20 protein-coding genes and 2 pseudogenes are annotated in these 24,748 nt (G+C 49.9%); 12 read left to right on the top strand and 10 right to left on the bottom strand.

Annotated features, from left to right (window positions below):
• Positions 1 to 70 precede the first annotated feature (70 nt).
• The 9 genes from ACR6A7_RS16130 to ACR6A7_RS16090 all read left to right on the top strand — a co-directional run bounded on the left by ACR6A7_RS16130 (position 71) and on the right by ACR6A7_RS16090 (position 11,073).
• On the top strand, positions 71 to 601 hold the full coding sequence (locus tag ACR6A7_RS16130; protein ID WP_434126032.1) for a fimbrial protein: 531 nt from the start codon (positions 71 to 73) through the stop codon (positions 599 to 601).
• Between the two features lie 62 nt (positions 602 to 663).
• On the top strand, positions 664 to 1,401 hold the full coding sequence (locus ACR6A7_RS16125; RefSeq protein WP_434126030.1) for a fimbrial biogenesis chaperone: 738 nt from the start codon (positions 664 to 666) through the stop codon (positions 1,399 to 1,401).
• Between the two features lie 31 nt (positions 1,402 to 1,432).
• Entirely contained in the window at positions 1,433 to 4,018 is a 2,586-nt protein-coding gene (locus ACR6A7_RS16120) for a fimbria/pilus outer membrane usher protein (protein WP_434126029.1), read from the top strand.
• A 14-nt stretch (positions 4,019 to 4,032) separates the two neighbouring features.
• Positions 4,033 to 5,085, top strand: coding sequence for a fimbrial protein (locus tag ACR6A7_RS16115; RefSeq protein WP_434126027.1), 1,053 nt, complete (start codon positions 4,033 to 4,035; stop codon positions 5,083 to 5,085).
• Positions 5,086 to 5,398: 313 nt separating this feature from the next.
• On the top strand, positions 5,399 to 5,806 hold the full coding sequence (locus ACR6A7_RS16110; protein WP_434126026.1) for a LuxR C-terminal-related transcriptional regulator: 408 nt from the start codon (positions 5,399 to 5,401) through the stop codon (positions 5,804 to 5,806).
• Between the two features lie 36 nt (positions 5,807 to 5,842).
• Complete coding sequence (locus ACR6A7_RS16105) at positions 5,843 to 7,165, top strand: TolC family outer membrane protein (RefSeq protein WP_434126024.1); 1,323 nt, start codon at positions 5,843 to 5,845, stop codon at positions 7,163 to 7,165.
• 26 nt (positions 7,166 to 7,191) lie between these two features.
• Complete coding sequence (locus ACR6A7_RS16100) at positions 7,192 to 8,451, top strand: HlyD family secretion protein (protein WP_434126022.1); 1,260 nt, start codon at positions 7,192 to 7,194, stop codon at positions 8,449 to 8,451.
• Positions 8,452 to 8,468: 17 nt separating this feature from the next.
• Entirely contained in the window at positions 8,469 to 10,646 is a 2,178-nt protein-coding gene (locus ACR6A7_RS16095; RefSeq protein WP_434126020.1) for a peptidase domain-containing ABC transporter, read from the top strand.
• Entirely contained in the window at positions 10,639 to 11,073 is a 435-nt protein-coding gene (locus tag ACR6A7_RS16090; RefSeq protein WP_434126018.1) for a DcrB-related protein, read from the top strand. Before ACR6A7_RS16095 ends, ACR6A7_RS16090 begins: the two co-directional genes overlap by 8 nt.
• On the opposite strand, the gene ACR6A7_RS16085 is transcribed toward ACR6A7_RS16090, so the two are convergent.
• The 4 genes from ACR6A7_RS16085 to ACR6A7_RS16070 all read right to left on the bottom strand — a co-directional run bounded on the left by ACR6A7_RS16085 (position 11,064) and on the right by ACR6A7_RS16070 (position 13,011).
• Complete coding sequence (locus tag ACR6A7_RS16085) at positions 11,064 to 11,207, bottom strand: hypothetical protein (RefSeq protein WP_434126016.1); 144 nt, start codon at positions 11,205 to 11,207, stop codon at positions 11,064 to 11,066. The genes ACR6A7_RS16090 and ACR6A7_RS16085 overlap by 10 nt on opposite strands.
• Before the next feature lie 242 nt (positions 11,208 to 11,449).
• The gene (locus tag ACR6A7_RS16080) at positions 11,450 to 11,593 is read right to left on the bottom strand and encodes a hypothetical protein (RefSeq protein WP_434126014.1); all 144 of its coding nucleotides are present in this window, start codon (positions 11,591 to 11,593) and stop codon (positions 11,450 to 11,452) included.
• A gap of 117 nt (positions 11,594 to 11,710) precedes the next feature.
• Positions 11,711 to 12,205: a FidL-like protein gene (locus tag ACR6A7_RS16075; RefSeq protein ID WP_434126013.1), complete on the bottom strand. Its 495-nt coding sequence runs from the start codon at positions 12,203 to 12,205 to the stop codon at positions 11,711 to 11,713.
• Positions 12,202 to 13,011 carry a winged helix-turn-helix domain-containing protein gene (locus tag ACR6A7_RS16070; protein WP_434126011.1) on the bottom strand — a complete coding sequence of 270 codons (810 nt, stop codon included), beginning with the start codon at positions 13,009 to 13,011 and terminating at the stop codon, positions 12,202 to 12,204. The genes ACR6A7_RS16075 and ACR6A7_RS16070 overlap by 4 nt, the downstream gene beginning before the upstream one ends.
• An 871-nt stretch (positions 13,012 to 13,882) precedes the next feature.
• Between ACR6A7_RS16070 and ACR6A7_RS16065 the strand changes: the two genes are divergently transcribed.
• Positions 13,883 to 14,863, top strand: a complete 981-nt coding sequence (locus tag ACR6A7_RS16065; RefSeq protein WP_434126090.1) for a RepB family plasmid replication initiator protein — start codon at positions 13,883 to 13,885, stop codon at positions 14,861 to 14,863.
• 1,145 nt (positions 14,864 to 16,008) lie between these two features.
• On the opposite strand, the gene ACR6A7_RS16060 is transcribed toward ACR6A7_RS16065, so the two are convergent.
• The 3 genes and pseudogenes from ACR6A7_RS16060 to ACR6A7_RS16050 all read right to left on the bottom strand — a co-directional run.
• Positions 16,009 to 16,989, bottom strand: a complete 981-nt coding sequence (locus ACR6A7_RS16060) for a ParB family protein (protein WP_434126010.1) — start codon at positions 16,987 to 16,989, stop codon at positions 16,009 to 16,011.
• On the bottom strand, positions 16,986 to 18,197 hold the full coding sequence (locus ACR6A7_RS16055; RefSeq protein WP_434126009.1) for an AAA family ATPase: 1,212 nt from the start codon (positions 18,195 to 18,197) through the stop codon (positions 16,986 to 16,988). Before ACR6A7_RS16055 ends, ACR6A7_RS16060 begins: the two co-directional genes overlap by 4 nt.
• A gap of 473 nt (positions 18,198 to 18,670) precedes the next feature.
• Positions 18,671 to 19,234, bottom strand: a pseudogene (locus ACR6A7_RS16050) (Rossmann-fold NAD(P)-binding domain-containing protein); the annotation flags it as partial.
• Between the two features lie 68 nt (positions 19,235 to 19,302).
• On the opposite strand from ACR6A7_RS16050, the pseudogene ACR6A7_RS16045 reads away from it, so the two are divergent.
• Together ACR6A7_RS16045 and ACR6A7_RS16040 are read left to right on the top strand one after the other, a co-directional pair.
• Positions 19,303 to 19,497: pseudogene (locus tag ACR6A7_RS16045) on the top strand (LysR family transcriptional regulator); the annotation flags it as partial.
• Positions 19,498 to 19,765: 268 nt separating this feature from the next.
• Positions 19,766 to 20,725 (top strand): GGDEF domain-containing protein, encoded by a 960-nt coding sequence (locus tag ACR6A7_RS16040; protein ID WP_434126008.1) that lies wholly within the window; start codon positions 19,766 to 19,768, stop codon positions 20,723 to 20,725.
• Between the two features lie 630 nt (positions 20,726 to 21,355).
• Here ACR6A7_RS16040 and ACR6A7_RS16035 read toward each other — a convergent pair.
• From ACR6A7_RS16035 to iolE, 3 genes are all read right to left on the bottom strand, one after another.
• Complete coding sequence (locus ACR6A7_RS16035; protein WP_434126007.1) at positions 21,356 to 22,375, bottom strand: LacI family DNA-binding transcriptional regulator; 1,020 nt, start codon at positions 22,373 to 22,375, stop codon at positions 21,356 to 21,358.
• Positions 22,376 to 22,557: 182 nt separating this feature from the next.
• Positions 22,558 to 23,733, bottom strand: a complete 1,176-nt coding sequence (locus tag ACR6A7_RS16030) for a Gfo/Idh/MocA family protein (protein ID WP_434126005.1) — start codon at positions 23,731 to 23,733, stop codon at positions 22,558 to 22,560.
• Positions 23,730 to 24,650 (bottom strand): myo-inosose-2 dehydratase, encoded by a 921-nt coding sequence (iolE, locus tag ACR6A7_RS16025; RefSeq protein ID WP_434126089.1) that lies wholly within the window; start codon positions 24,648 to 24,650, stop codon positions 23,730 to 23,732. The genes ACR6A7_RS16030 and iolE overlap by 4 nt, the downstream gene beginning before the upstream one ends.
• Between the last annotated feature and the right edge of the window lie 98 nt (positions 24,651 to 24,748).

The raw sequence follows: 24,748 nt of genomic DNA, 5'->3' as shown, positions 1-24,748 counted from the left end.
ATTGTACGCAATTATCGCGGCCATTCATTTTCAATGAAGTTGATAACGTAATTTATACAAAGGAAAGTATATGAAAAAGGTAACTATTATTTCTCTTGGCCTGCTGCTGACCGCTTCTCAGGTTAATGCGGCGGCGGCTTCTGATGGCACCATTTCCTTCAGTGGTCAGCTCGAAAGCCAGACCTGTACCGTTAAGGTTAACGGCGGCGAAAGCAGCGCAACTGTTACTCTGCCGACTGTTTCTTCAAGCCTGCTGAAAACGGCTAGCCAGACCGCAGGAAATACCCGTTTCACCATCAATCTGAGCGGCTGCTCTACTCAGACGGGCGACGTTTACGCGTACTTCGAGCAGGGCGCTAACGTCAACGCTAATGGCCGCCTGAACAATACCGGTACAGCAACGAACGTCGAGTTGCAGCTGCTGGATAGCAAAAACAATGAGCTGAACGTGGGCAGCACCGACCAGACAACTTCTCCGCTTACTACAGCTCTGGCTGCTGGTGCAGCAACACTGTCTTATGCCGCTCAGTACTATGCTACTGGGACCGCAACTGCAGGTACCGTTCTCTCATCAGTGACTTACTCAATCAATTACCTCTAATTGATTCTGGTGGGGGCTGGCGCCCCCGCCTTCTTCTTTCCCTCTACTAGTTTTGTCATATCATGAAAAAAAAAAGCATTAACCTCATAACGTCACTGTTGCTTGCATGCGTTTTTTCTACATCGGCTTACGCCAGCGTCACGATTATCGGCACTCGGGTAATCTACCCTGCCGCTGAGAAAGAAGTCACGGTGCGATTAGATAACCGTGGTAATCAACCTGCGCTGGTTCAGGCATGGATTGACAGCGGCGATCCTAATCAACCATTAGATAAGATAAACGTGCCTTTTGTTATGTTGCCGCCTGTTTTTCGGATGGAAGCAAATAAGGGGCAAACGCTGCGCATCGTTTATACCGGCAGTAATCTCCCCACAGATAAAGAGTCCATCTTCTGGCTGAATGTACTGGATATCCCGCCTAAAGATAAAAGCCTGATTAATAATAATCAGCTGCAAATGGCTATACGTAGTCGCATCAAGCTTTTTTACCGGCCCACGGCCCTGGATGCTAAAGGCGCGGAAATCGCAGCTACAGGACTTGTCTGGAAAAAAGGCAGCAAGAGCAATCATTTGACCGCCGTCAACAACTCTCCTTATTACATCAACGTGGCGCAAATTACCGCAGAAGATACCGCGGGGCGCAAAGTATTAAGTGATAAGGGCGACATGCTGGCGCCGGGGGCGAGTAAAGATTTCACGCTCAAAACAGCAAACGTTAACCAACTAAAATCGACGTTTCATTACCAGTATCTGGATGATTTTGGCGCAGCGCGAGATGTAGAAGCCCAAATCAACCAGTAACTTTTAATGCTGATGCTTAGAGGTAATAATGATGGCAAGGACAGTCTCTATAAATAAATCAGCGAGCAGGCCTTTTTGTCGCTCATTCTTAGCGCTTTTTCTAACTGCTGCTTCAGCCTGGGCTGAACAAAGTTATGAGTTTGACGAATCTTTCGTTAAAAATTTACCGGGGGTCAAAGTCGATGTTTCCCGTTATGCAAATGGTAATCCGATTGATCCCGGTATTTATACGCTGGATATTTTCCTTAATGGTCGTCAGATTGGCCGTGATAATGTTCGCGTAATACGTGACGGGAAAGGCGCTAAGGCATGCCTCTCTTATGACCTCGTAAAAAATCTGGCAATTAAAGACAGCGTTTTTAACGCTCAGCAGGTTGAAGAATTGCGGTCAGAAAAGCAATGCCTTGCCCTCGAGGATGTCATCCAGAACAGCCACGCGGCTATCAACAGCGCAGATATGCAGATAGATATCTCAATTCCCCAGATCTATTTGCTGCGATCGGCGCGCGGCTATGTTGCGCCTGAGTTCTGGGACACGGGTGAAACGGCTTTTACGCTCAATTATAACACTAACTATTATCACTCCGTTTACAGCGGCGGGCGCGAATATGACTCGTTTTATGGGCGAGCGCTGGCGGGCTTTAACCTGGGCGGCTGGATGTTCCGTCATGATGGCGCGCTCAGCTGGCGACGCCAGCAGGGCAATGAATATCATCATTACGATAATATCAACTCTTACGTTATGCGCGATATTCCACAGCTGAAATCACGCCTGCTGCTGGGTGAAGGCAATACCAGCGGTGAAATTTTTGACAGCCTCTCCTTTCGTGGCGCGCAGATTTCCACGGTCGATCAGATGTGGCCAGATTCCCAGCGCGGATACGCCCCGGAAATTCGCGGCGTTGCGCGTACCAATGCTCAGGTCACCGTAAGCCAGAACGGCAGCAAGATTTACGAAACCACCGTCTCACCCGGCGCCTTTAATATCGCCGATCTTTATCCTACCGGCTACGGCGGCGATCTCGACGTAACCATCAAAGAAGCTGACGGCAGCGAAACCCATTTCTCTGTGCCTTACGCAGCAATAACGCGACTGAAACGGCCAGGCATGACCTATTACTCCCTGACCGGCGGCGTGTCACGTCGCGATAATATGGTTTATACACCATCCCTTTATCAGGGTACGATTCAACATGGCTTTACCAACAGCCTGACCGGCTACGCCGGTATTCTGGGTTCTGATAATTATACGTCTGTTTTGTTAGGCGGCGCGTTTGGTCTGCCTGTTGGTGCTATATCAGTAGATATTACAGGTGCTCAGACTAAATATGGGGAAGAGAAAAAACAGGGTGTAAGTTATCGGGCGACTTACAGTAAAAAGGTTTCTCAAACCAATACCAACTTTACTCTGGCAGCTTATCGTTTCTCCTCATCTGGCTATTACAGTTTTGATAACGCCCTGCAAATTAACAATTATTATAAAAAAAATGGTAATAATGGACGAGGTCATTATCTTTCGCGTCCTAAGCAGCGATTTTCCATGACCGCCAGCCAAAATTTTGGGGATTCATTTGGGAATCTCTATCTTACTGGTTTCGTTCAAAATTACTGGAATGATACTGGTACTAACACTCAGTTCCAGCTCGGCTACAATAACAGGATTGGACCTTTATCCTATACATTTTCCGCGAACCGATTAATATACTCGACGGGCGGGCACGACACGCAGCTGACGCTTGATTTCTCTATGCCGCTCGGCAGAGATAATAAAAATAATATAACCGCAAGCGCTACGCATACGAAAGAAGGCGTGAATGCACAAACTGCGATTAATGGTATTTTTGGCGATCGCAATCAATATAACTATAACGTTGGCGTTTCACGCGATGTTGATAACAATAAATCTGGTTCGATCAGCGGACAATATCGTTCGCCCTATAGCACGCTGACAGCCTCTTATACTAAAGGAGAGAATTATTATTCTGCATCAGGCGGTGTCAGCGGCACTATAGTGGCTTTACCTGACAGTCTGACCTTTAGCGCATATCAGTCATCGACCTATGCTGTGGTAAGCGCAGAAGATGCCGGCGGCGCGCAGGTACTGGGTTATCCGAATATTATCCTTAACGGCAGCGGAAGGGCCATAGTGCCGAATCTTAACCCTTACCGCATAAACGAACTGGCAATCGATCCGAAGGGTATTCCCCTCGACGTCGAGCTGGAAGCGACACAGCAGCGTGTCATTCCGGTTGAGGGCGCAGTGGTCAGACTGGACTACAAAACCAGTAAAGGCAAGCCGCTTCTCATTCGGGTTAATCAGCTGAACGGTAACGCATTGCCCTTCGGCGCATCCGTTACAGACGAGAATGGCAACCTGATCACTACCGTTTCGCAAGGTGGACAGATTTACGTAAGGCTGAATAAAGATGTGAGCCGTCTGCATGTTTCCTGGGGCGAAACGCCGATGGATAAATGCCTGGTTAACCTTGAATCAGGTGATATTCAGTCTGGTGAGAATAAGTCACTGGCAAGGCTTACCACAACCTGCAGTAGCGATCAGCGTCAGCCTGTTCGCTATGTTTCAAACAGCGTAACCGACAATAAAAATCAGGGTTAATCAGGTGAACCGTTATGACCTTATTTAAATCACTAAAAAGAGCGGCCAACATTTTCGCTCATGCTATGTTGGCTATTAATATCATCGTCATGATGGCCAATGGCGCTCGTGCTGCAGCAGATACAGAATTAGTCTGCAGGGCAGACAACTATACCGCTATGGATTTAACTTCACTGGGAATTCACCTGTCATCTGCCGTTCCCATCGGCACCACTGTGTATGAAGGTTCAATGACGGTCAATGTGCAATGCGGCATTGATCTTCTTAAATTTCAATATGCTGAGGGTCTGTCCGCGGAAGTCTATTTCAAGCGATTAGCAAATGCAGAAGGATCGCTGGGCTATGGATTAACCATGTACCTGGGTTATGGTGGTGAATATTCAAACGAAGCGGGAAGTGTGGCCACGGGACAGATGATCACAACCTATGCCGGTATAACAGGCGGCGGAATCCTTAATAACTATACTAATTTTACCCTGACCGTGCCTTTCAGGATTGTGAAAACCTCTTCTTCGCAGACGCCGGTTATGCGTACCGACCTGAGCATGTTTAGAGTTGGCTCTCAGGTTGCGGGATCTGATGCTAACTTTACGGTCCGAAACCTGAGAACCTTTGTCACGTTAAAAGATGAAACCTGCAAAGTTGCCGGTAATGTAAATCAGGAGGTGGCGTTAGGAGATTATTCCGTCAGCAAAAGTAGCGGATTAGGATCGGGAATAGGACAAACCAGCAGTGCGATCCCCTTTTCTATTCAGCTGAACTGCGAAGCATTACTTTCCGGCACGTTCGATGTGATGATGCAGTTCGATGGCGACGCGGTCAGCGGTCTGTCGGATTCAGGCGTTGTGGCGTTAAATTCCACCTCAACCGCCAGCGGCGTCGGCGTGCAGATCCTCAATGGCAATCAGCAACCGATCGCCCTGGCTACGCCCTTTGCCGTCGCCTCATACCCGCTCTCAAACGCGCTCGTTACCGTGCCGCTTTATGCACGTTATTACCAGACCGCGTCAACGATCAGTCCGGGAACAGCTAATGCGGTAGCGCAATATACTATCAGCTATCAGTAAACCTGCAGGGCTCTGCAGAGCCCTGTCTTATCCTATCCACCTGATTAAAGGATTTATCAGACGATATGCCACAAACAAAGAGAACACTGAAAATTGGTGTATCTGATGAGAGCCCGTTTATTGTTTATTCAATCCAGTCAATACTGGCCGCGGAATTCAACCATCAGAAAATCTTCACTTATCCTGTAGAGGCAGAAAACTTATTAATTCACCTGAAGGAGAAAAAACCAGATATTTTAATCACTGACTTTATGTTTAGCTTTGAACGCAATGATTTACACGGCGTAAAAAAATCGAAGAGATACACAAACAAATGCCCGACCTCCAAATCATTGTCTTTACCGCGCACAACAGTCAGGCCATTTTAAAAAGAGTGCTACAAATTCCCGTTGGCGCTATCGTCAGTAAACGCGACAACCCACAAGAGCTGGTGCAGGCTTTTCACTGGGTATATGCCGAAAATGCAGGGGTATATTATTCCGAACGGTTAAAAAACCTGGCGCGGGATAATCTTTCTGGCCCGGTGAAAAGTCTGTTATCCCCGTCAGAAGTCGAGGTGATCAGACTTTTTGCTATGGGTTACAACCTGATGGAAATTGCTAACCTTCGTCAGAGAAGCGTCAGTACAGTCGCGACACAGAAATATAACGCCATGCGAAAACTCCAGCTGCACTCCAATACTGATTTAATTAAATATGTCTTTGCCCAGGAATTAATTTAATCCAGGCGCCTTTTATTTCCCGAAACAGCGAAAAACATGAAACATTATAACCTCTGTTATCTGTTAATAGCGCTTTATTGCGCTCCATTCAGCACGTCTGCCACAACTTTACAGCAGGCCGCGCAGGCTGCATTAACTTATGATTCGGCTTTACAGTCGAGTAAAAAAACCAGCGAAGCAGACCGGCAAAAATACTGGCAGGGCATGGCCGGCATGCTGCCGACCCTGACGCTGGAAGGCAGCTGGAATCGCCAGGAACAGCCTGACAGAAAATATCAGAGCGGCGTTACGACACACAGCTATGACCTAAGCGTCAGGCAACCGCTATTTGATATAAGTAAATATGCTGGCTGGCGTAAGGGCGTCGCCATCGCCAGTACCGCCGAGGCGCAAGCGCGTCTGGCGGAAGAAAAACTGCTGAGCGCGCTCGCCAGCGCCTATTTCTCGGTGCTCTATCAGCAAGAGGTTCTGCAGGCGGCTCAGGCGGCCACTCATAACTTTAAACAACAGATGGAAAAACTGCAGGCCGGCCTTCGCAACGGGCAGAATACCCGTACTGAAGTAGATGAAGCGAAAGCGAATTTCGCGATTGCGCAGGCAAAAGAAATTGAAGCCAGCAACCAGCTACTGCTGGCGGGCGAAGCGGTGCGTCGTTTATCGGGCATCAATCCCGACACCATTGAGCCGGTTCACTTCCAGTGCCTGAAGTCCACGCCTTATTCATCCTTAGCTGACGCGATCAGCGCCAGCCAGCAGCGAAATACCGGCATTAAGGTTGCTCTGTTTCAGACCGAACAGGCGGATGCGGATGTGCTGGCGGCAACCGGCGCACATATGCCAGTCGTCTCGCTTTACGCCAGCTACGGCAAGAACTGGAGCCGGAATGATAACGAAGACAACATTCTGTATGACGCTATATTCGGCACGAATGCCAAAAGCAACAACCTGCAGTACGGCGTCAACGTCTCGGTTCCACTGTTTGCCGGCGGCAGTCAGATTTCACAGTCCTTTGAAGCTGCTTATCGCCATGAAGCCGCAAGATATTCAACCGTAGAAGCGCAACGCAAAGCGGTTCAGGAGACGCGCTCCGCCTGGCTCAGCCTGACCAATGGGAAAGCGCTGCTGGAAGCGGAAAAAAATGCGGTGGCGTCAGCACGCGAAAAAGTGGTCTCCGTCCAGTATGGCCGCGAGATGGGCTTTCGTACGGTTAATGATGAAATGGATGCGCAGCAGAAGTACTACAGCGCGCTGAAAGATCAGGCGGAAGCACGGCTCAACTACCTCAACGCGCTGATCGGACTGGCGCAAAGCACCGGCTCCCTGTCACTCGATATGCTGAATTATTTTCAGTGCCGTTAATTCTCCAACTCATGATGAACAGATAAATGGAACAGTCACTTTTCCGTCAGGAAGCACTTGATGCGGCCAATCGCGGCAGTCTGGGCACTGTAGCGCTCTACTGCCCGCCCTACCGCTGGTTGGTCATTTCCGTGGTGATCGTTATTACCGCGGCCACTGCCCTCTTCTTTATTTTTGGCAGTTACACCAAATATGAATCCTCTACCGGCGAGCTGCTGCCTAAAAAAGGCATGCTGATCATTCCGCCGCCGGTCAGCGCCACCGTGATCGATATTCCGGTCAAAGAGGGCCAGCACGTCGAGAAAGGCGACGTGCTAATGGTAATGTCGTCAGAAGTTTCCACACAACTGGGACAGACACGCCAGGTCATCGCTGAAAACCTCGCCGCGCAGCGCGAACGCCTGCAGCAGGATTTGCTCAACCTTAGCAAGTTGCACGAGGTTGAGATGGAAGGCCTGCGCGCAACGGTCAGCAGCCTGAAGCTGCAGCAAGAACAGCTAAGACTACAGCTGGCGCATCGCAACAAGCAGGTTGCCCTGGCGCGGTTGCAGCTCGACAAACTGAAGGCGATGCAAAAACAGGGATATGCGTCTAATCGCCAGCTGGAGGAGCAGGAATCGACGTTGCTCGATAATCAGGCGCGTTATCAGGAGTATCAGCGTCAGCTGCTCGATATCACACAGAAGATCGTTCAGGCGCAGCAGCAGCTGCATGAAAAGCCGCTGGATGATGAAAAGAAACGCAATGATATCGAACGTCAACTGGCGGACAACCGTCAGTCGATGGCGGAAAATGAGGCGCGCCGATCTATTGAACTGCGCGCGCCGAAGAGCGGGTATGTCGGCATGATTATGGTCAAAAACGGCCAGATGGTTAACGCCGGCCAGTCAGCCATTGCCATCCTGCCCAGCGACAGCGAACTGGTGGCGCGCATTATGGTGAACACCCAGTCCATTGGTTTTATTCAGGCTGGCCAGCGCGTGGTGCTGCGTTACAAAGCCTTTCCCTATCAGAAGTTCGGTCAACAATACGGCAACGTTATTGAGGTATCTCGAACCGCCCTTTCGCCGCAGGAAGTGACGACCTTAACCGGCAAAAACAACGTCCAGGAACAGCAGTACCGGGTGCTGGTGGCGCTGGATAAGCAAACAATTAAAGCCTATTCGCAGGACGAACCACTCAAACCGGGCATGGCGCTGGATGCTGACTTTATCGTTGACCAGCGTCATCTCTACGAGTGGGTGCTGGAGCCGTTATTCGCGCTGGGTCACAAAATCTCTCTCTGATTAAAAGGGTCTGTTCTGTGTTGTTATTAGAGAAACTCAATTTCAAATGGTTTAACCGTCTGCCGCTGATCCGTCAGTCCCAGGCGGCCGAGTGCGGTCTGGCTTGTCTGGGCATGATCGCCAATTATTACGGCCACGAGATCGATATGATCACCCTGCGCCGCCAGTTTGCCACCTCGCTAAAGGGCGCCACGCTGGCCGATGTTATTGCGATGGCGCAGCAGCTTAATATGAGTTCGCGCGCGCTGCGCATCGATCTCGAAGAGCTGTCCAAATTACGCACCCCCTGCATTTTACACTGGGAGCTCAACCACTTTGTCGTGTTGAAAAAAGTGCAAGGCAATAAAGTCACGCTTCACGATCCGGCGCGCGGCATCCGGATAATGACGCTGAAGGAGGTCTCTACCGCCTTCACCGGCGTCGCGCTGGAACTGATCCCCTCTGCCACTTTTGAAGTTAAAGAAGAGAAAGCGCGCATCTCGATGCGTAAGCTGGTGGGCAGCGTAACTGGCGTAAAGTCCGCCTTTGTGCAGGTACTGATTTTGTCGGTCGCGCTGGAGCTGTTCGGCGTGCTTTCGCCGTTCTTTATGCAGTGGGTCATGGATATGGTGCTGGTTTCCGCCGACTACTCCCTGCTGACCCTGCTTGGCGTCGGATTTATCATGATCGCGCTGTTTCAAACCATGATTACCGCCCTGCGCTCCTGGGTAATGAGCTGGTTCTCCAGCCAGCTGAGCGTGCAGTGGACGATTAACGTCTGCCACCATATGCTGAAACTGCCGCTTGAATGGTTCGAGTCACGCCACGTAGGCGATATTCTCTCCCGATACGGCTCGCTGAATACGATACAGAGCACTCTCACCACTCGCTTTATCAGTACGGTACTGGATGGCGTCATGTCACTCATTACCGTGGCGATGCTGTTTATTTACAATGCCAAACTCGCCTGGCTGGTTATCGCCCTGTTTTTGGCTTACGCCCTGCTGCGTTTTATGGCGTATGACCCGGTACGCCGCGCCAATGAAGAGCAGATTATCAGTTCGGCGCGCACCCAGTCTTCACTGCTGGAAACCCTGCGCGGCATTCAGGCCGTGAAAACCAATAACAAGCAGATGCCGCGCCTTGCCGCCTACATGAACTTTTTGGTGGACAGCACGAACAAAGGCATTGTGATGCAAAAGCTCAACATCCTGTTCGGCTCGGCGCAGGGATTGCTGACTTCCGTCGGCCGGGTGGTACTGGTCTGGCTGGCGGCGCTGCAGGTGCTTGACGGTAACTTCTCTGCAGGGATGCTCACGGCATTCATCAGCTTTGCCGATCAGTTTATGAGCCGCGGCGCGGGCCTGATTAATGCCATTATCGATTTTCGCATGCTACGCATGCATGGCGAACGTCTGGCAGATATCGTGCTGTCAGAACCCGAACCGAGCGCTGAGGCGAGCCCGACGTTACTTCATAAAACCGATGAGGCGCAGTCGGCCCAGGACATCGTGCTAAAGGATATTCGCTTTCGCTATGCGCCCACCGAACCCTGGATCATTGACGGCGTGAGCCTGATCATTCAGGCGGGTGAAAGCATTGCGATTGTCGGCCCTTCTGGTCAGGGCAAAACCACGCTGGCAAAAATCATTTTGGGGCTGCTGCATCCGGAAGGCGGCATCATCACCGTTGGCGGTATGGATATTACCCAGACAGGCCTCCAGCATCACCGCAATCGCATCGGCTGTGTGATGCAGGACGACATTCTGTTTTCAGGATCTATCAGCGAAAACATTAGCTTTTTCGATAACGAGCCCGATCACGCCAAAATCACCCGGGTCGCGCGGCTGGCGCAAATCCACGGCGATATTATGAAAATGCCGATGACCTACCAGAGTCTGGTCGGTGATATGGGATCCTTTCTTTCGGGCGGTCAGCTACAGCGTATTTTGCTGGCGCGTGCCCTCTATCGTGAGCCGCAGATCCTGGTGCTGGATGAGGCGACCAGTCATCTGGACATTTATAACGAAGCGCAAATCAATACCGCGATTAAACAAATGAATATTACCCGCATCATTATCGCTCACCGCCCGGAAACTATCCGCAGCGCGGATAAGATCGTTATGTTGCACGGCGGTAAGCTCAGCGAAGTCACGGCCGACCAGCTATTCGCCCGTGGAGAAGATCATAAATCAATGGAGATAACATATGGATAAGCATATTTGCCGTTTCAGCGAAGGCATGATCACCCTGCCTGAAGGTTACTGCGAGCGCACGCTAAATACGCTGGCAGATGCTCGCTCGGTACTGCCGCCGATGACGATTTCGCGTGATAAGTTAGGCCATCACAATAATGTAGAAGAGTATATTGAGAGCCAGCTTACTCTCCTGAAAAGGCAGATGAAGGACTGGCAGCAGGGACCCTATGAGCAGGCCATACTTGGCGAGAACCTGACGACCGGCGTCATGATCGGTTACGACTTCAATCGAGGCGATGGCCAGCGCCTTTATCAACAGCAGGCGATCTTTACTCTGAATATGGAAGATCTACTGATTTTTTCCCTCTCTAAAGCCTCACCGATCGTTGACGATGAGGCTAAGCGCTTTAACGATATGCTTAAAAGCTTCCAGATTTATTCCTGATCGCTCTCTCCGGTTAGCGCCAGGACAACCTGAACGCTCTGCAGCTGCTGAAAGCCATCAGCAGCTGCAGGACGATATTTTTCAAATACAGGGGATGCTTTTTCCAGCTTTACTCCCTGAAGCTGCCTTTTCATTATATTTACCAGGCAATTAATGACGGATGAATAGAGCGTAGTGAATTAATTAAAACGGTAATTGATTCACAATCATTCTTTTTGTCATTTGTCACTACTTAAATTAAATGCAACGGAAAATTAGGACATTTACGATATTTTAATTGGAGTCGCCTTTAAAAAAGTCATTATTGATATAGATTAACCGCCTTACAAATAGTAATAGATGCAGGATAATTAAAAAGCTGTTGTTTTCAGTTGTTTTACGGAAATTTTAACCGTTCGCCGCTAATCAGCGGCTTTTTTTTGCGATGGGCAACTGCCTGAAAATCATAGATCGCGGCATCTACGCTCCCTCCTGAAGCGACATTCACGTAGTCAGCCAGGATACCAAATTTCAGCTGCACAGCACTCCATTCCCGCTTCCTGGTCACTGTTTTTATAGCCATATAGGGTATTTTCAATCAGGCTACCGTTGCTATACAGACCTTCATTCTCATGCTCCGAACAGACAATAATCTCAGTCAGTAACGCTGGCAGGTAAATAAATAAGAGAGTGGACCGGCAATGAGATAAGATTTTTCGTCAACCTTAACGACATCAAACTGCAGATAAGAGGGATCCAGAGTCAGTTCAGCCAGCAGCATATTAAATGTGCTGTCGGGCGTATTATCAGTTGACGATGTGATCACTTTTTCGATCTGATAGCGATAGGTATCAAAATCTATTTTTTCGCCCTTAGTAAGAATAAGCCTTCTGTTAAGCAATGTTGTGTTACTGGCGCTGGTTACCTGTCCATTAAGCAACAGGTATCCAGAGTCACGATCCTGAAAACGTAGATCCTGTGTGACTGCAAAATCGAGATGACTGCCCTCTTTGCGGCTGAGATCGTATCGGGTAAATGTATTACAACGAAAGGGGAAGGCTTCGGCTCGTTTGCGAAAGTAGTCAGTGCCGATCAACAGTACAATCAGCGCCGCCAGAAGAAGGATAAAAGTAAGGCTGATACTTCGTTTCAATCCAGTCTCCAGTCAAGATAGTAAAAATTGTTGCAGGAAATAATATGACCGTTATCGTTGAGCTTACAGGATGAAAGAACAGTTCGTCCGTAGTTTTGCGGGTTAAGGGACGTGATCTTATTAAAATAGAGGCGAGTGCCGGCATCGCATGACTGATGATTCTCACTAAGGATTTGCAGGATCTGTTTTTTTATCGACTCGCGTTCGCTTGTATCCAGTCCGGCGACAAATATGGCATTGCAACCACCTGGCAGGCTAACCGAAACGGGTGATATCTCCTGCCTGCTGGTATCTGACTTGAGCCAGATCCAGGCAATAGATCCCGCCAGCACTGCCAGAATTACGGCCTGAAATGGCCACCAGCTTCGCCAGACACTATTCTTCCTCTTTTTGTGAAGCCGGAATGCATCAGTGCCTGCAATAGCTGATTCGGCAACTACAGCCGCTGCCATATCAGATGCGACTTCTTGTGTTATAGACTGGCGCGTTATCGGTATTTCAGTGTTGAGGCGGATACCCACTTTTGGAACAGTGATAATGAGGTTTTCGCAGCCATAGGCTGCCAGCGCGCGTCTCAGGATGCTCAGGTACTGGTTAAGATTGCTGTTGGAGCCACGCAGGCCATATTTATCCCAGACTTCGGTAAGCAACGTCTCTCGTGGCAGAACCTCACCTTCTGAATTCAACAAACGCTCAAATAGCCGTCCTGAAGAGATACTAAGGCTTAGCGATTCCTGCGTAGGCAGATGACTCAGCGAGCAGTCATCTGAATTATAAGCAATATTTCCATCTATAATATAAATCATTTAGCAATCACTGAATTTTCGCTGCCTCTTTAGCCATACAAAGCTGTCTGGCTCCAGCCTTGCTCAGTTATTCTTATCGGGACAATTTGCTGTTTATTCAAATAATAATGCCGTAAAAACAGGAGAATAGCATACCGGGAAGCGTTCATCCTTATGCCTGAATGTGAGAAAGCGACGATTTTCTTTCTGTTGAGGTCTTTCTTAACAACGCATAGCAGGCTTACTGGTTTCAGGGTGTGATATGGATTCCGATGCCGCCAGTAAGTGTGGATCTCTCTATAAGCCGGTTGTACAGCGTCATAAGCCGTATCAATGCTGCAGGAAAAGGTTTCAGCTGGTTTTGTCTGAGACAAAAGAAGCCGATCCTTTACCGACAGGGTTTTGATGAGCAAAGTTATCCACCTGATAGATCCCAATAATATGATCCTAATATGATCCCAAGAAGATCCAAAGAGATCCCCGATCGCCGCAGGCCTTGCCAGCTCTGGCCTGAAAGGGGGATCGCATAAGCTGTGGTCAGTAAAATATAAGCTGGAGTAAGTAAAGCATAAGCTATATGGCGTAAAGTATAAGCTGTAACTGGCAGACAAGATAAGCTATAGTGAGTTTAATCACGGTTTTTTCTGCTCAACTGTGGATAATTTTTATCTTTAATTTCATGCTGCTACTCACGGTCTGGCTTGTTTTGTCCGGATGATTCACACGTGATCCACAGATACAGCGGGTCTGAAAATGCCTTGCATATTGCTCTGTTTATTGTGCATTTGACATTTTATTTTGCATTTACACCAACAAGTTATGTCATTTCAATTAGGATCCGGAGCCTGTTTTGGATAACGAAAGCATAGATCTTGATACGCTTTTCCAGGAGATGGATAAATCGACTGGTGAACTTATCACGCTCACGCCAAACGCCAACAATACGGTGCAGCCGGTCGCGCTTATGCGGCTCGGTGTTTTTGTTCCTACGCTTAAATCGTTGAAGAATAGTAAAAAAAATACCATGTCCGTAACGGACGCCACTGAAGAGCTATCCCGATTGTCGCTCGCCAAAGCAGAAGGCTTTGATAAAGTGGAGATCGTTGGCCCCCGGCTGGATATGGATAATGATTTTAAAACCTGGGTCGGCATTATCCATTCGTTCGCCAAGCATAAGGTGATTGGCGATAAGGTACAGCTCCCCTTTGTTGAGTTCGCCAAACTCTGCGGTATACCGTCTAATCGTTCCTCTAAGAAGCTCAGAGAGCGTATAAGCCCTTCGCTGAAGCGTATTGCCGGTACGGTGATATCCTTTACAGCGAATACCAAAGAGCACACTAAAGAATACGTGACGCACCTTGTGCAGTCTGCCTACTACGATACCGCGAAAGATATCGTTATCCTGCAGGCCGACCCTCGGTTGTTTGAGCTCTATCAGTTTGATCGTAAAGTACTTTTACAGCTTAAAGCTATCAATGTGCTCAAACGCCGCGAATCAGCACAGGCCATTTATACCTTTATCGAGAGCTTGCCCAAAAACCCTGCACCAATCTCGCTAGCGCGGCTTCGTGCCAGACTTAATCTTAAATCCCCCGTATTCTCTCAAAATCAGACCGTACGGCGTGCCATGGAGCAGTTAAAGGAGATTGGCTACCTCGACTACACCGAAGTCCAGAGAGGCCGTGCGGTCTTCTTTAACGTGCATTATCGCCGACCCAAATTGAAAGCGCCTAAAAACGAGAGCGAAGAAATTATCCCAACCATGGCGGCAGCACCGACCAGCCCGGATCCTGAACTGACGAAAAAGCTCGAGGTGCTTGAAAAGCTGGGCATCACAATGGATGACCTGGAAAAGTTATTCAAAAACAAGTGATTGCTGATTACAAGCTACTTACATACGCGCGCGTTACACGTCAGCTTACTCACTACAGCTTATATAGTCTCTGATGAGTATATGCTGTTAGTGCTCCTGTGTTTCAGAGAAAGATGTGGTGTCGTTGCCACTGCGAAAACCTGATTAAAAGTAAAATAAATAACTAAATCATTAGCATAATTTTGCCTGCCTGAAAGCAACATCTGGAACGCGCCTCGCAAATATAAGCTGTAGTGAGTAGGTTACTCACTACAGCTTATGTATCTTCTCCATGCTTTATCCAACGGCATCAAATCAGACTGAACCCATCCTTTTCTGGACTGACCTGCCCTCTTCTCGACCGCGCATTTGCATCACGAATTGTACTGTTACTGCGGCGAATCCGTGCAGTAAGAAATCAGCATCCTGACAGGTTACTTACTACAGCTTATGTGGACAGCTAAAAGGTCCCAATACTCACTACAGCTTATGTTATAAGCTGTAGTGAGTAAGATAAGCTATAGTGAGTAACTTACTCATTACAGTTTATATACCTGCCTTTTCATACTGACTATAGGATAATGTCCCGGCATCAAGTTTATGTGGGAGATGTTAAAATTTTCAGGCGCTTACAGGATATAGACATGCAAGAGCCTGTTTTCAGGATGACCCCGTATGGAATGCAGCAGATAAACTGGAGTAGGTGATTTAAGTAATTACTGACTACAGCTGATGTGCCATCGCTGCCTGTTGCCTGCCCGCGATAATTGCCCGGCAGTATGAGTCATATCAGATATGACAAGCAGCGATAATGACCTTATTAGAGTTCGCCTGTTTCCCGGCGATGCAGGATAGTTTTGCTGTGTTTGTCTCAGATGACGCGCTTTCACGGCTGTTTAAATAAGCTGCTCCTGGTTTATGTCAAACCAGACCTGATTTTTTATACGCATCTCTTCGCTATCTGTTTCAGTTTACATGTCAGAATATTGCTTGATGGCCTGTGATAGCGGGAATTTCACTTTGAAATATTCGAGGTGTTGTTATACAAAACAGCCAGTTAGAAGGGGTTTTTGATGGGTACGCAGGAGGAAGGGACAGCTGGAATAGCTGAAGGTGAGGCCCTGGTAGAACATCGCTCAGATTCAGGGCCTTCCAGCTGTTGATAATCAGGCTTTACTGTCCGCCTGCATTTTTTCCAGTACCGCCCTAACCGCAGCATCCAGTTCAGTCTGATAGTGCGCGGGAATCCGGGAAAATTCATAGGTGACCAGACGTTTTTCAGCATCTGTTTTCTTGCGGGCGAACTGTTTTTTATCTGTAAACTCCGCCATCTTTTCCGTCACGACTTTTTTATCAGCTTTCGCGCTTTTTACACTGCTGTTTGCTGAGCGGATAAACGCGATGATTCTGGATTTGGACGAAGGATCGTGCGGGTCAAGCGAGGCGTCACCTTCTATGCGCGCCCGTACCGTCTCTACCAGCTCATTAAGGCTGCCCCGTCTTGCTGCGACTTTCTCAGCAACATCCAGCAGAATCTGATAATCACTGATAGAAAGATCGCTCACGGAAGGAAACAGGCTAATCAGTGCGTCAGGCACTGATGCAGCCTGAAAGGCACGGCTGATTTTCGCGGTCGACAACCCTTCTGCGCGGGCGATCTCTGACTGATTCATGTTCTCCGGGTACATCAGCGTCAGACGTTTACCCAGTTCACGCAACGTATGCTCTTTTGCGGTCTGAATATCGACAGCGAGCTGGCGCGCGTCAGACAGAGAAAGATCATCTTTTGTGACGAGTACTTCAAATGGTGTGCCGTTGTAGAGACAGGCGGCGCGGCGGCGCGAACCATCAAGGACTTCAATACGACCATTCACCTCGCGGCCGATGGCAGGAAAGAACTGCTGAAGCTTGATGGTACGGGAAATATCGCTGACCGACTCTGGCGTCAGAAAAGCCTGGTCGCGACCGTTTACGGCGGCATCGACATAGGTCTGCGCTTCAATATCATCGTGCAGGATTTTTGTCAGGGCGAAACGCGCTTCGGCACCCGACTTGAGGATAAAGACGCGGGTGCTCTCCGTTTCGCTCAGCATGCGCGAAAAACTGGAATTACCCAGCGTGCGGCCCATTTTTTTCATTTCTTTCATGACTGCGAGCTCCTGACAAATTCAATCCGTTTAAACACGGCCTGCGTAAAGCGCTCAGCCTCGCGCTTGGCATTTTTAAGCGCTTCTGTGCTGCCCGGGTAAGACTGGGGGTCGGCGCTGACGATAGTGTCGAACGTCTCTCCGCAGCGCTCAAAGCCATCCAGCCGCGGTAAAGCAGCATCGAGAATGTAAGAGGTAAATACGTCACGCGCTAAGCCATGTGTCATCTCATGGTCGCGCTTAGAGGTCATTTTCGACATAAACCCGATATTGCCCTTAATACGCGGATTGATGCCCTCTTCTTCCAGCTGTTCCAGCATTTCTGGAAGACGAGTCAGGTATTTTAGCGTGGAATGAAAATCTACCTGTGCCGGCGGCGTTGGCGTCAGCAGCAAATCGCTGGCGGCGATGGCGTTGAGCATAAAGGCATCAAGATGCGGGCCGGTATCGATAAAGATAAAGTCATAGTCATCGCCGACGCGGTCGATGATGTTACGACGTAACACCTCTGACGGCAGTACGCCCGGCAGATGTTCGCGAACCAGATCGTTCCACTGGCTGGCGACGAAGCCATCGTCAATTGAGGCCGGTATGATATCCACGCCTGGAATAATTGTTGGCTGGATAATCGCTTTCTGAAGCTGTTCGGCATCCAGATCGTTAAGCATCGCCTGCGCAGCGGTTTCCATAATCGAACCGATGCTGTTGGCATGGTTCAGAAACATGGTGCTGGAGGCCTGGGGATCGAGGTCGATAACCAGATTACGCAGATCGTACTGCAGCAGGTCCGGATGAACGCGCAGACCGTGTGCCAGGGTGACGGTGCTGACGGTCTTGGAGACGCCACCCTTAAGGTTAACCACAAAAATGACGAACGGCCCTTCCCCTTTATGGATATCGCGATACTTAGGCACTTTTCGATGCGCATAAATATCGACGACATCCTGAACCGTGAGCGCATAGTGCTTTGTATTACCGGCATCCTTTTTGCCGAACACGTGACCTTTGGATTCCATTTCGTCAATCGCCTGCTCAACGGCCCGGCGGCTGAGCTTGGGCAGGTTAGCCACTGAATTGCGGGTGAAGGTCTGGTAATACTGATCGAGGCCAAATTCGTGACGCTTGTCGATTATGTCATCACTCATACTACGCAACATGGCGTTTGCCCTGCGCGCCGTTTCGTCTACTCCACCGTAATTACTCTTCATCACTCCGCTCCGTTGGCAATATTTCAGCACAGTGTACAGAGTGTCCTGCTATGTGCAAGATTTTTATGATTTCAGTAAAATATTGTACAGAGCATAATATTTCGTTCATTCACCTTACTAAATGACAAGCTGAATGTTGGTCAGGCTAAAAAGCGATGCAGAAAGAAAAGAAAAAAGAGTGGAAACTCGCCAGGTTACCCATAATTTTTTCATAATTAAGCATCTGAAAAATAAGTATATTTGTTAATTATTTCAAGTTGAAATTCCCGTTGACTTCAGAGGTCTCTGGTCACAACAACTCTCGGAACAAAAAACTATAGAGTGTACAGCCCACAGGTTCAGAGCAGCAGGTTCAGCATTGCGATTAACAGGGCGTGCAAAGGAATTGCCGCGCAATACAAATGGTAAAAGACGCAGAGAAGAGACCAGCGCTCTATCAGCGCTGGCACTGCAAGGATAACCGCAACGAATCATCAGAGAATAATGCGGCTGGCTCTGAGCTGAGAGAATAAGCTGCAAAACATTTCGCCAGTTGCGAAATATCGTGTAAAACCAGCCCGGCGCAGTTTACTGCCATCGCCGAATATGTCGTTCCAACTGAAAACGAAATCTGCGAACAGCCCATCATTAAGCCGCAGAATATCTGCTTCCCGCAGCTTATGTTGTTCAGCCATCGAGCGTCGGGCGATGCGATAGCCTGTGACCAACTGCTGGAAAGAGTGGCTTACCGGCAGCGCGTATCTCAGTTCAAACCAGCACGCAATCAGCGGCCAGAGTTCACTCCAGCGCCAGGTATCGCTATTGGTAACGGTATAAGCCTGATTGCTGGCAGCGGGCGACGTGGCAGCCCGCAGCGTCGCCTCTGCCAACAGCGCCGCATCGGTATGCTCAACAATTCTGCTCCAGATTCTCGCCGAGCCAGGGAAACCAGGGTGTAATCCTTCGGCTGTGCATAGTGAGGCACAGAGGGCAATACTCAGCGCCAGATTCATCGCATTGTCAGGCGCTGCATTGCCTACCACACCAGGGCGTAGCGCCAGCGCTTATGCAGGAAGTCGAAAGCCAGCTGCGGCCCAGAGAACAGCAGTGGCGTGACAAAGTGCATATGCAGCTGCCGCTGGCGTTAAAGGCCCTGCAGTCTGGTAAGCTGGCCCGGGAGCTGCCAGGGTGGCGTCTGCCGGATCGTTTTTTATATGCGGTCTTTCCCGATGCGCGTTCTGTTCCGTGGCGTATCAGGCGCATCGTACAGATGATTGATACGCTTCTGAAAGATCGGCCTGGCATGGCGTTTAGTTTATAAATGAAAAATGAGAGGATGGTCTTTAAAAGGCTCGCTCAGATGTTTACGTGAATCTGTATTGTGAGAATGAACCAAGGATCTGGTCGACAAGCGCGGATAGCTGGCATGTTTAAAGAAATGGCCCAGATTTTTGGACCCAGGTAGAAGTACAGAAAAGGAAAAGGGCGCTTTAATTTCTCTGTTCATGCGTTTAATAGCATGCATTGTTTGCCAGCATAGCGCTGGCTGAAAAAATGATACGCATATTAATAATGATGTTGGAGTCAAAATGAAATTTCCTGGTATTCCGGAAAAGGAAGAAGAGCGACTGAGGTCGCTTTATATGATTGATCTGCTCGATACCAGAGATGATGAGCGCTTTGAACGACTGACGCGGATTGGCCAGAGGCTATTCCAGGTGCCAGTAGCGATGATTAACCTCATTGATCGCGATCGCCAGTGGACGCTGGCCTCTCAGGGGCTTAGCGGAGGGGAAATGAGACGAAATATCTCTTTTTGCGCTCACGCGATCCTGCAGGAAGAACCGCTGATTATCAGGGATGCCCGGGTTGATGAACGCTTCCATGATAATCCCCTGGTGACAGGTGAGCCCTATATCCGTTTTTATGCAGGTTACCCGGTCCATTTGCCTGACGGCGCAGTCGTCGGGACAATATGCCTGATTAACAGCGAACCGCGTGATTTTCCCGATGAAGATATTGCCTCGCTTAAAGATCTCGCATTCATCGTGGAAGATGAATTTCAGGTAATTAACATGGCGATGACCGACAGCCTTACCGATATTCCTAACCGGCGCGGCTTTTACCACAGTGGCGAGAAACGGTTCCAGGAGTATCAGCGCAGCGGCAGCGCGTTCAGTATTCTCTATTTCGATCTGGATAAGTTCAAACCCATCAACGATATGTGGGGTCATGCCGAAGGCGATGAGGTGCTCAGCGTTTTTTCGGCGCAGCTGCGTCAGCTCATGGGACCAAGGGATGTTATCGGACGGCTGGGCGGCGACGAGTTCGCTGTGCTGCTTGCCAGCGGTAGAGAGCCTGCAAGCTTCCAGAACCAACTGCGCGAAAACCTGAATGCCTGGAATCAGCAATCAGGTAAGCCTTATAACATCAACTACTCCTATGGCGTGATCAACGGTAGCGCTGACAAATACAGCTCATTAATGGAGATGATTAAAGAGAGCGACAGCGTGATGTATTCAGAAAAACGCCGGAAAAAACTGGATTAAATCAGTCAGTCGCCGCCTGTCCTGTTTCAGTATCAGGGCGAAATAGCCTGTTCCTGTCTCGACAAGATACTGTATCGCAGCAGCGCGCCAGTCTCATGCACAGCGTGGAAAAGCTGAAACCAGAAAGTGAAGCATTGCACGCTGACTAATAGAGCGCTCGTTAGCAGAATGAACTTCCACTTCTGATGGGTGAAGACAAAGGATCTTTTATAACCGGGCAGAGTATAGTCTTATGTATAAGAAGCCGGGGTCATCGGCGAATACAGTGAATGAAACCAACGGGGCAGGGTTCTCAATTAGTTACATCATACCTGTATCAGATTGGCAGCAGGGTAACCGAGCGCCACGGTTATTATGTGCGCTCTTTGAGAAAAAACCTGCTTTCTGAGCCGTACCTGATTCCCGGTTGCCCCTCCTGGCAAGCCGCCGCCGCTCGACCCGAAGGGTCGAAGTAGTGAAACCTGATTATAGAGTGATGTAACTAAACTATTGCCGCCGCGGTGGCGTGCTTTCGTCTTCGACCGTTAAGCTTTCGCGCGCCTGACAGGCCATAATTAAAAACATGTCTGGCAGGTGAGAGTGAAATTTACGCGGAGGCGGAAGGTGGGGCGGCATTGAGTCTCTCATTCCTCAAAGGGCGTTTTCCTGCGTATAGAGCATGAATGTCACATTGCCGCTGTGATACTCCTCTGGTGTTTTCCCCTGCTCCAGGTAATTCAGCAGGATATCGACCGAGAGCTGCGCATGACGCGCCGTGTTCTGATCCACAGTCAGCGCCAGCGCTTTTTTGGCAAACAGCGCTTTTGTGGTGGAATAGAGTTCATGCGTAATCAGAGTGCAGGTGTGCGTGAGTCGATGGCGGGCTAACGCCTCGCTGATTTCCGTATTACCCAGTCCGGTATTATAGAGTCCTGCCACCTGAGTCGCTTGCATGAGTTGCTTTTCCAGCAGCTTACTAATGGTAATACGGCTTTCCTGCCCGACCAGCACTTCGCGTAATTTAACCTCGGGGAAGCGCTCCTCCAGAACGTCGCGAAACCCCTGAACCCGCTGCTGATGCGCCCGATACTCAATCCGGCCACTTACCACGATGACTTCTCCACGCTGTTTAATGAGGCTCCCCATCATCAGCCCTGCGGTACGGCCTGCCTGAAGCTGGTTTATGCCAACGTGACACAGCCTTTGTGCGCCGGGCAGATCCGTCACGAGGGTCACCACCGGGACGCCACGCTGTTTACAGCATTGCAGTGCCTGGTAGACAGCCGGATGTTCATGCGCAAAAACAATGAGTGCATCACGCGTTTTGCTGCGCTCTTCAATAAGTACAGCCAACCTGTCCGGGCAGGATTCTGGAACAAAAGTGCGGTGCAGCACAATGCGGCGATACCCCAGGGCCGTTGCTATGGCGGAAAAATCGCTGGCAAGCTGCCTGAAAAAAAAGGCGTCGTTGCCGCTTAACAAGACCTCTATCTGCCAGGCCTGCCGGTGCTCTTCAGGCAGAATGCGCTTCAGCCCGGCTTCACGCGCGGCCTTAAGCACTTTTTGTGTAGTACGGGGAGAAACCCCGCCTCGTTCATTCAGTACGCGGTCGATCGTGGCCAGACTCACGCCAGCCTGTTCTGCTAGCTTTTCAAGAGTGGTGGTTTTCATTGGGGTTCCTGATGCAGCACAGATTCAGCGCCCTGATTGCCAGCATTCCGTCAATGTTGCTGACGGCCGCCGGAATCGTCCAGCGGCCAGCCAGTGCTTCAGCGCCCTACAGGTATCGACTTTTCAGAAGGCCGTCGCGAGCGGTAAGAGGGCGGAAACAGCGTGGTTGCTTGCCGCGCTGACTAGCTATGACCGGCTACAGCAACCCACTGACGGGATACAATGGAGTCCTCAATGGCTGTCAGGATCTGCTGATTTTGCAGGCCAAAAGCAAAGTTCGGATAACAATCGCCGTCGCCGCAGATACCCTGCACGAGGTCATGGACCTCAATGACTTTCACATCAAAATAGCCGAGCCCGCCGCCGCCAAAATCGAAGCCAAAAAAGCCGGCATAGGCCGGGATCTGGCTGCCGGCATACAGAGTTTTAAAGCCACGATCGTGCTTGTCATCCCTGAAGCGATAAACCTGCAGTTCATTGAAACGTTCACCATCCATATAGAGGGTGCCTTCGGTACCAGAGACTTCCCAGAACACACCAAAGATGCGGCCAGCGGCAAGGCGTGATGCCTCGATAACACCACTGGCACCGCTTTCAAAACTGATCAGGCACTGAACCTGGTCATCATTCTCAACGTCGCGCCATTCTGCCTGCTCATTGATACGACTGGCATAACCGGCGTCCACCTCAGGAACCGGACGCTGACGCAGGTAAGTCTGCGCGCTGGCAGTCACTTCGCTAATCCCGCCCATTAAAAACTGCGCAACGGAAAGCGTATGGGCCCCCAGATCGCCCAGAGAACCGCTACCGCCCAGCGTTTTAGAACAGCGCCAGGACCAGGGCAGCGCCGGGTCATTATAAAAGCCCTGATCGAAGGTTCCCCGGAAGCGGATCGGCGTACCGATATCGCCGCGGTCGATAATCTGTTTCGCAAGCAGTGCCGAGGGCGTTTTGATGTTGTTAAAGGCCACCATCGTTTTAACGCCTGCTTTTTCTGCTGCAAGGGTCATCTGCCGCGCCTCTTCAGTGCTGACGGCCAGCGGCTTTTCACAATACACGTGCTTACCGGCCGCGATCGCGGCGAGCGCCATTTCATAATGCAGGTGATTGGGCGAGGTAATATCCACCACGTCAACGTGCGGATCGTTGATCAAATCACGCCAGTTCCCGTACGCTTTTTCTGCGCCGAAACGCCTCGCATTCGCGTCAGCCAGAGCCTGATTTTGATCGGCCAGTGCATACAGACAGGGGCGTTTTGGCAGGCCGGGGTAGATCATTGCTGCACGACGGTAAGCATCAGCATGCGCCTGCCCCATGAAGCCCGAGCCGATTAATCCAATATTGAGTGTATCTTTCATTGTGCAACTTCCTCTGATGAGGAGAAGAGTGGAAAGGTGTTTTGTGTCCAGCGAAACGCCCGGGAGACCGCAGCAAACGGCTCTTCTTTTTGCGGATCCTGTTCGGCTTCCACAATCAGCCAGCCCCGATAGCCTGAATTTGTAATGAAAGTAATCAGCGGGGAATAATCGATGCAGCCTTCGCCAGGCACCGTAAAGAGTCCGGCACGTACCGCTTCATTAAAACTGAGGTCCTCTCTCTGCACCCGATGCAGGATATCTGCGCGGACATCTTTCAGATGGATATGCACCACGCGGTGGCCAAACTTGCCGATGATTTGTGCCAGGTCAACGCCAGCGGCGAAAGCGTGCCCGGAATCCAGCACCAGGCCGACGCTGTCGGCGGTTTTTGTCAAAAACGCTTCCAGTTCATGATGCTGTTCAACCAGCATCATCAGATGATGATGGTAAGCCAGTTTCAGGCCGAATCGGCTCTGCAAAATATCAGCGAACTCGCTTACTTTTTCAGCATAATCATCGACATTCAGACAAGTCAGCGCCGGTGAAAGAGAAAGCCGCTCATCCAGTGGATGACCGCCTGGCATTCTGCCGCACTCGCCGTAGACCATCACCTGTGCACCCAGTGCGTTAAGCAACTCCGCATGAGACTGTACGGCCGCAACCTCCTCTGCAACGCTGCGATCGGCCAGAAAACCGCTGTGCCAGCCAGAAGCGAGCTGAAGACCGGCCTCCTGCAGCAGAGGGGCCAATGTGTCGACAGTACGGGGGAATTTCCTGCCCAGTTCAATACCCTGATAGCCAGCAGACGCGGCCTGCTTCAGACAGGTTTCAAGGGGAATAGCGTCGCCCAGATCGAGCAGTACATCATTGGTCCAGCTCAGAGGGCTGATACCTAACCGAATATGTGCATTCATCAGAACCGTGCTCCTTACAGATCAATCTGAGAGCACTATAAAGAGGGTTTCAGCATCAACGTTATCGCACAAATGAGGTAAAAACCTCATTTGTACGCGGG

Origin of the sequence: Pantoea phyllosphaerae (genome assembly GCF_051025595.1) — a bacterium.
GTDB lineage: Bacteria > Pseudomonadota > Gammaproteobacteria > Enterobacterales > Enterobacteriaceae > Pantoea.
The sequence above is the reverse complement of the archived record's forward strand: the minus strand, read 5'-3'. Positions and strand labels throughout refer to the sequence as shown.

Bases quoted from the DNA above. Each gene is read 5' to 3' on its own strand.
- ACR6A7_RS16130 (WP_434126032.1), top strand. From the start codon at position 71: ATGAAAAAGGTAACTATTATTTCTCTTGGCCTGCTGCTGACCGCTTCT.
- ACR6A7_RS16125 (WP_434126030.1), top strand. From the start codon at position 664: ATGAAAAAAAAAAGCATTAACCTCATAACGTCACTGTTGCTTGCATGC.
- ACR6A7_RS16120 (WP_434126029.1), top strand. From the start codon at position 1,433: ATGGCAAGGACAGTCTCTATAAATAAATCAGCGAGCAGGCCTTTTTGT.
- ACR6A7_RS16115 (WP_434126027.1), top strand. From the start codon at position 4,033: ATGACCTTATTTAAATCACTAAAAAGAGCGGCCAACATTTTCGCTCAT.
- ACR6A7_RS16110 (WP_434126026.1), top strand. From the start codon at position 5,399: ATGCCCGACCTCCAAATCATTGTCTTTACCGCGCACAACAGTCAGGCC.
- ACR6A7_RS16105 (WP_434126024.1), top strand. From the start codon at position 5,843: ATGAAACATTATAACCTCTGTTATCTGTTAATAGCGCTTTATTGCGCT.
- ACR6A7_RS16100 (WP_434126022.1), top strand. From the start codon at position 7,192: ATGGAACAGTCACTTTTCCGTCAGGAAGCACTTGATGCGGCCAATCGC.
- ACR6A7_RS16090 (WP_434126018.1), top strand. From the start codon at position 10,639: ATGGATAAGCATATTTGCCGTTTCAGCGAAGGCATGATCACCCTGCCT.
- ACR6A7_RS16085 (WP_434126016.1), bottom strand. From the start codon at position 11,207: ATGAAAAGGCAGCTTCAGGGAGTAAAGCTGGAAAAAGCATCCCCTGTA.
- ACR6A7_RS16070 (WP_434126011.1), bottom strand. From the start codon at position 13,011: ATGATTTATATTATAGATGGAAATATTGCTTATAATTCAGATGACTGC.
- ACR6A7_RS16065 (WP_434126090.1), top strand. From the start codon at position 13,883: ATGGATAAATCGACTGGTGAACTTATCACGCTCACGCCAAACGCCAAC.
- ACR6A7_RS16060 (WP_434126010.1), bottom strand. From the start codon at position 16,989: ATGAAAGAAATGAAAAAAATGGGCCGCACGCTGGGTAATTCCAGTTTT.
- ACR6A7_RS16055 (WP_434126009.1), bottom strand. From the start codon at position 18,197: ATGAAGAGTAATTACGGTGGAGTAGACGAAACGGCGCGCAGGGCAAAC.
- ACR6A7_RS16040 (WP_434126008.1), top strand. From the start codon at position 19,766: ATGAAATTTCCTGGTATTCCGGAAAAGGAAGAAGAGCGACTGAGGTCG.
- ACR6A7_RS16035 (WP_434126007.1), bottom strand. From the start codon at position 22,375: ATGAAAACCACCACTCTTGAAAAGCTAGCAGAACAGGCTGGCGTGAGT.
- ACR6A7_RS16030 (WP_434126005.1), bottom strand. From the start codon at position 23,733: ATGAAAGATACACTCAATATTGGATTAATCGGCTCGGGCTTCATGGGG.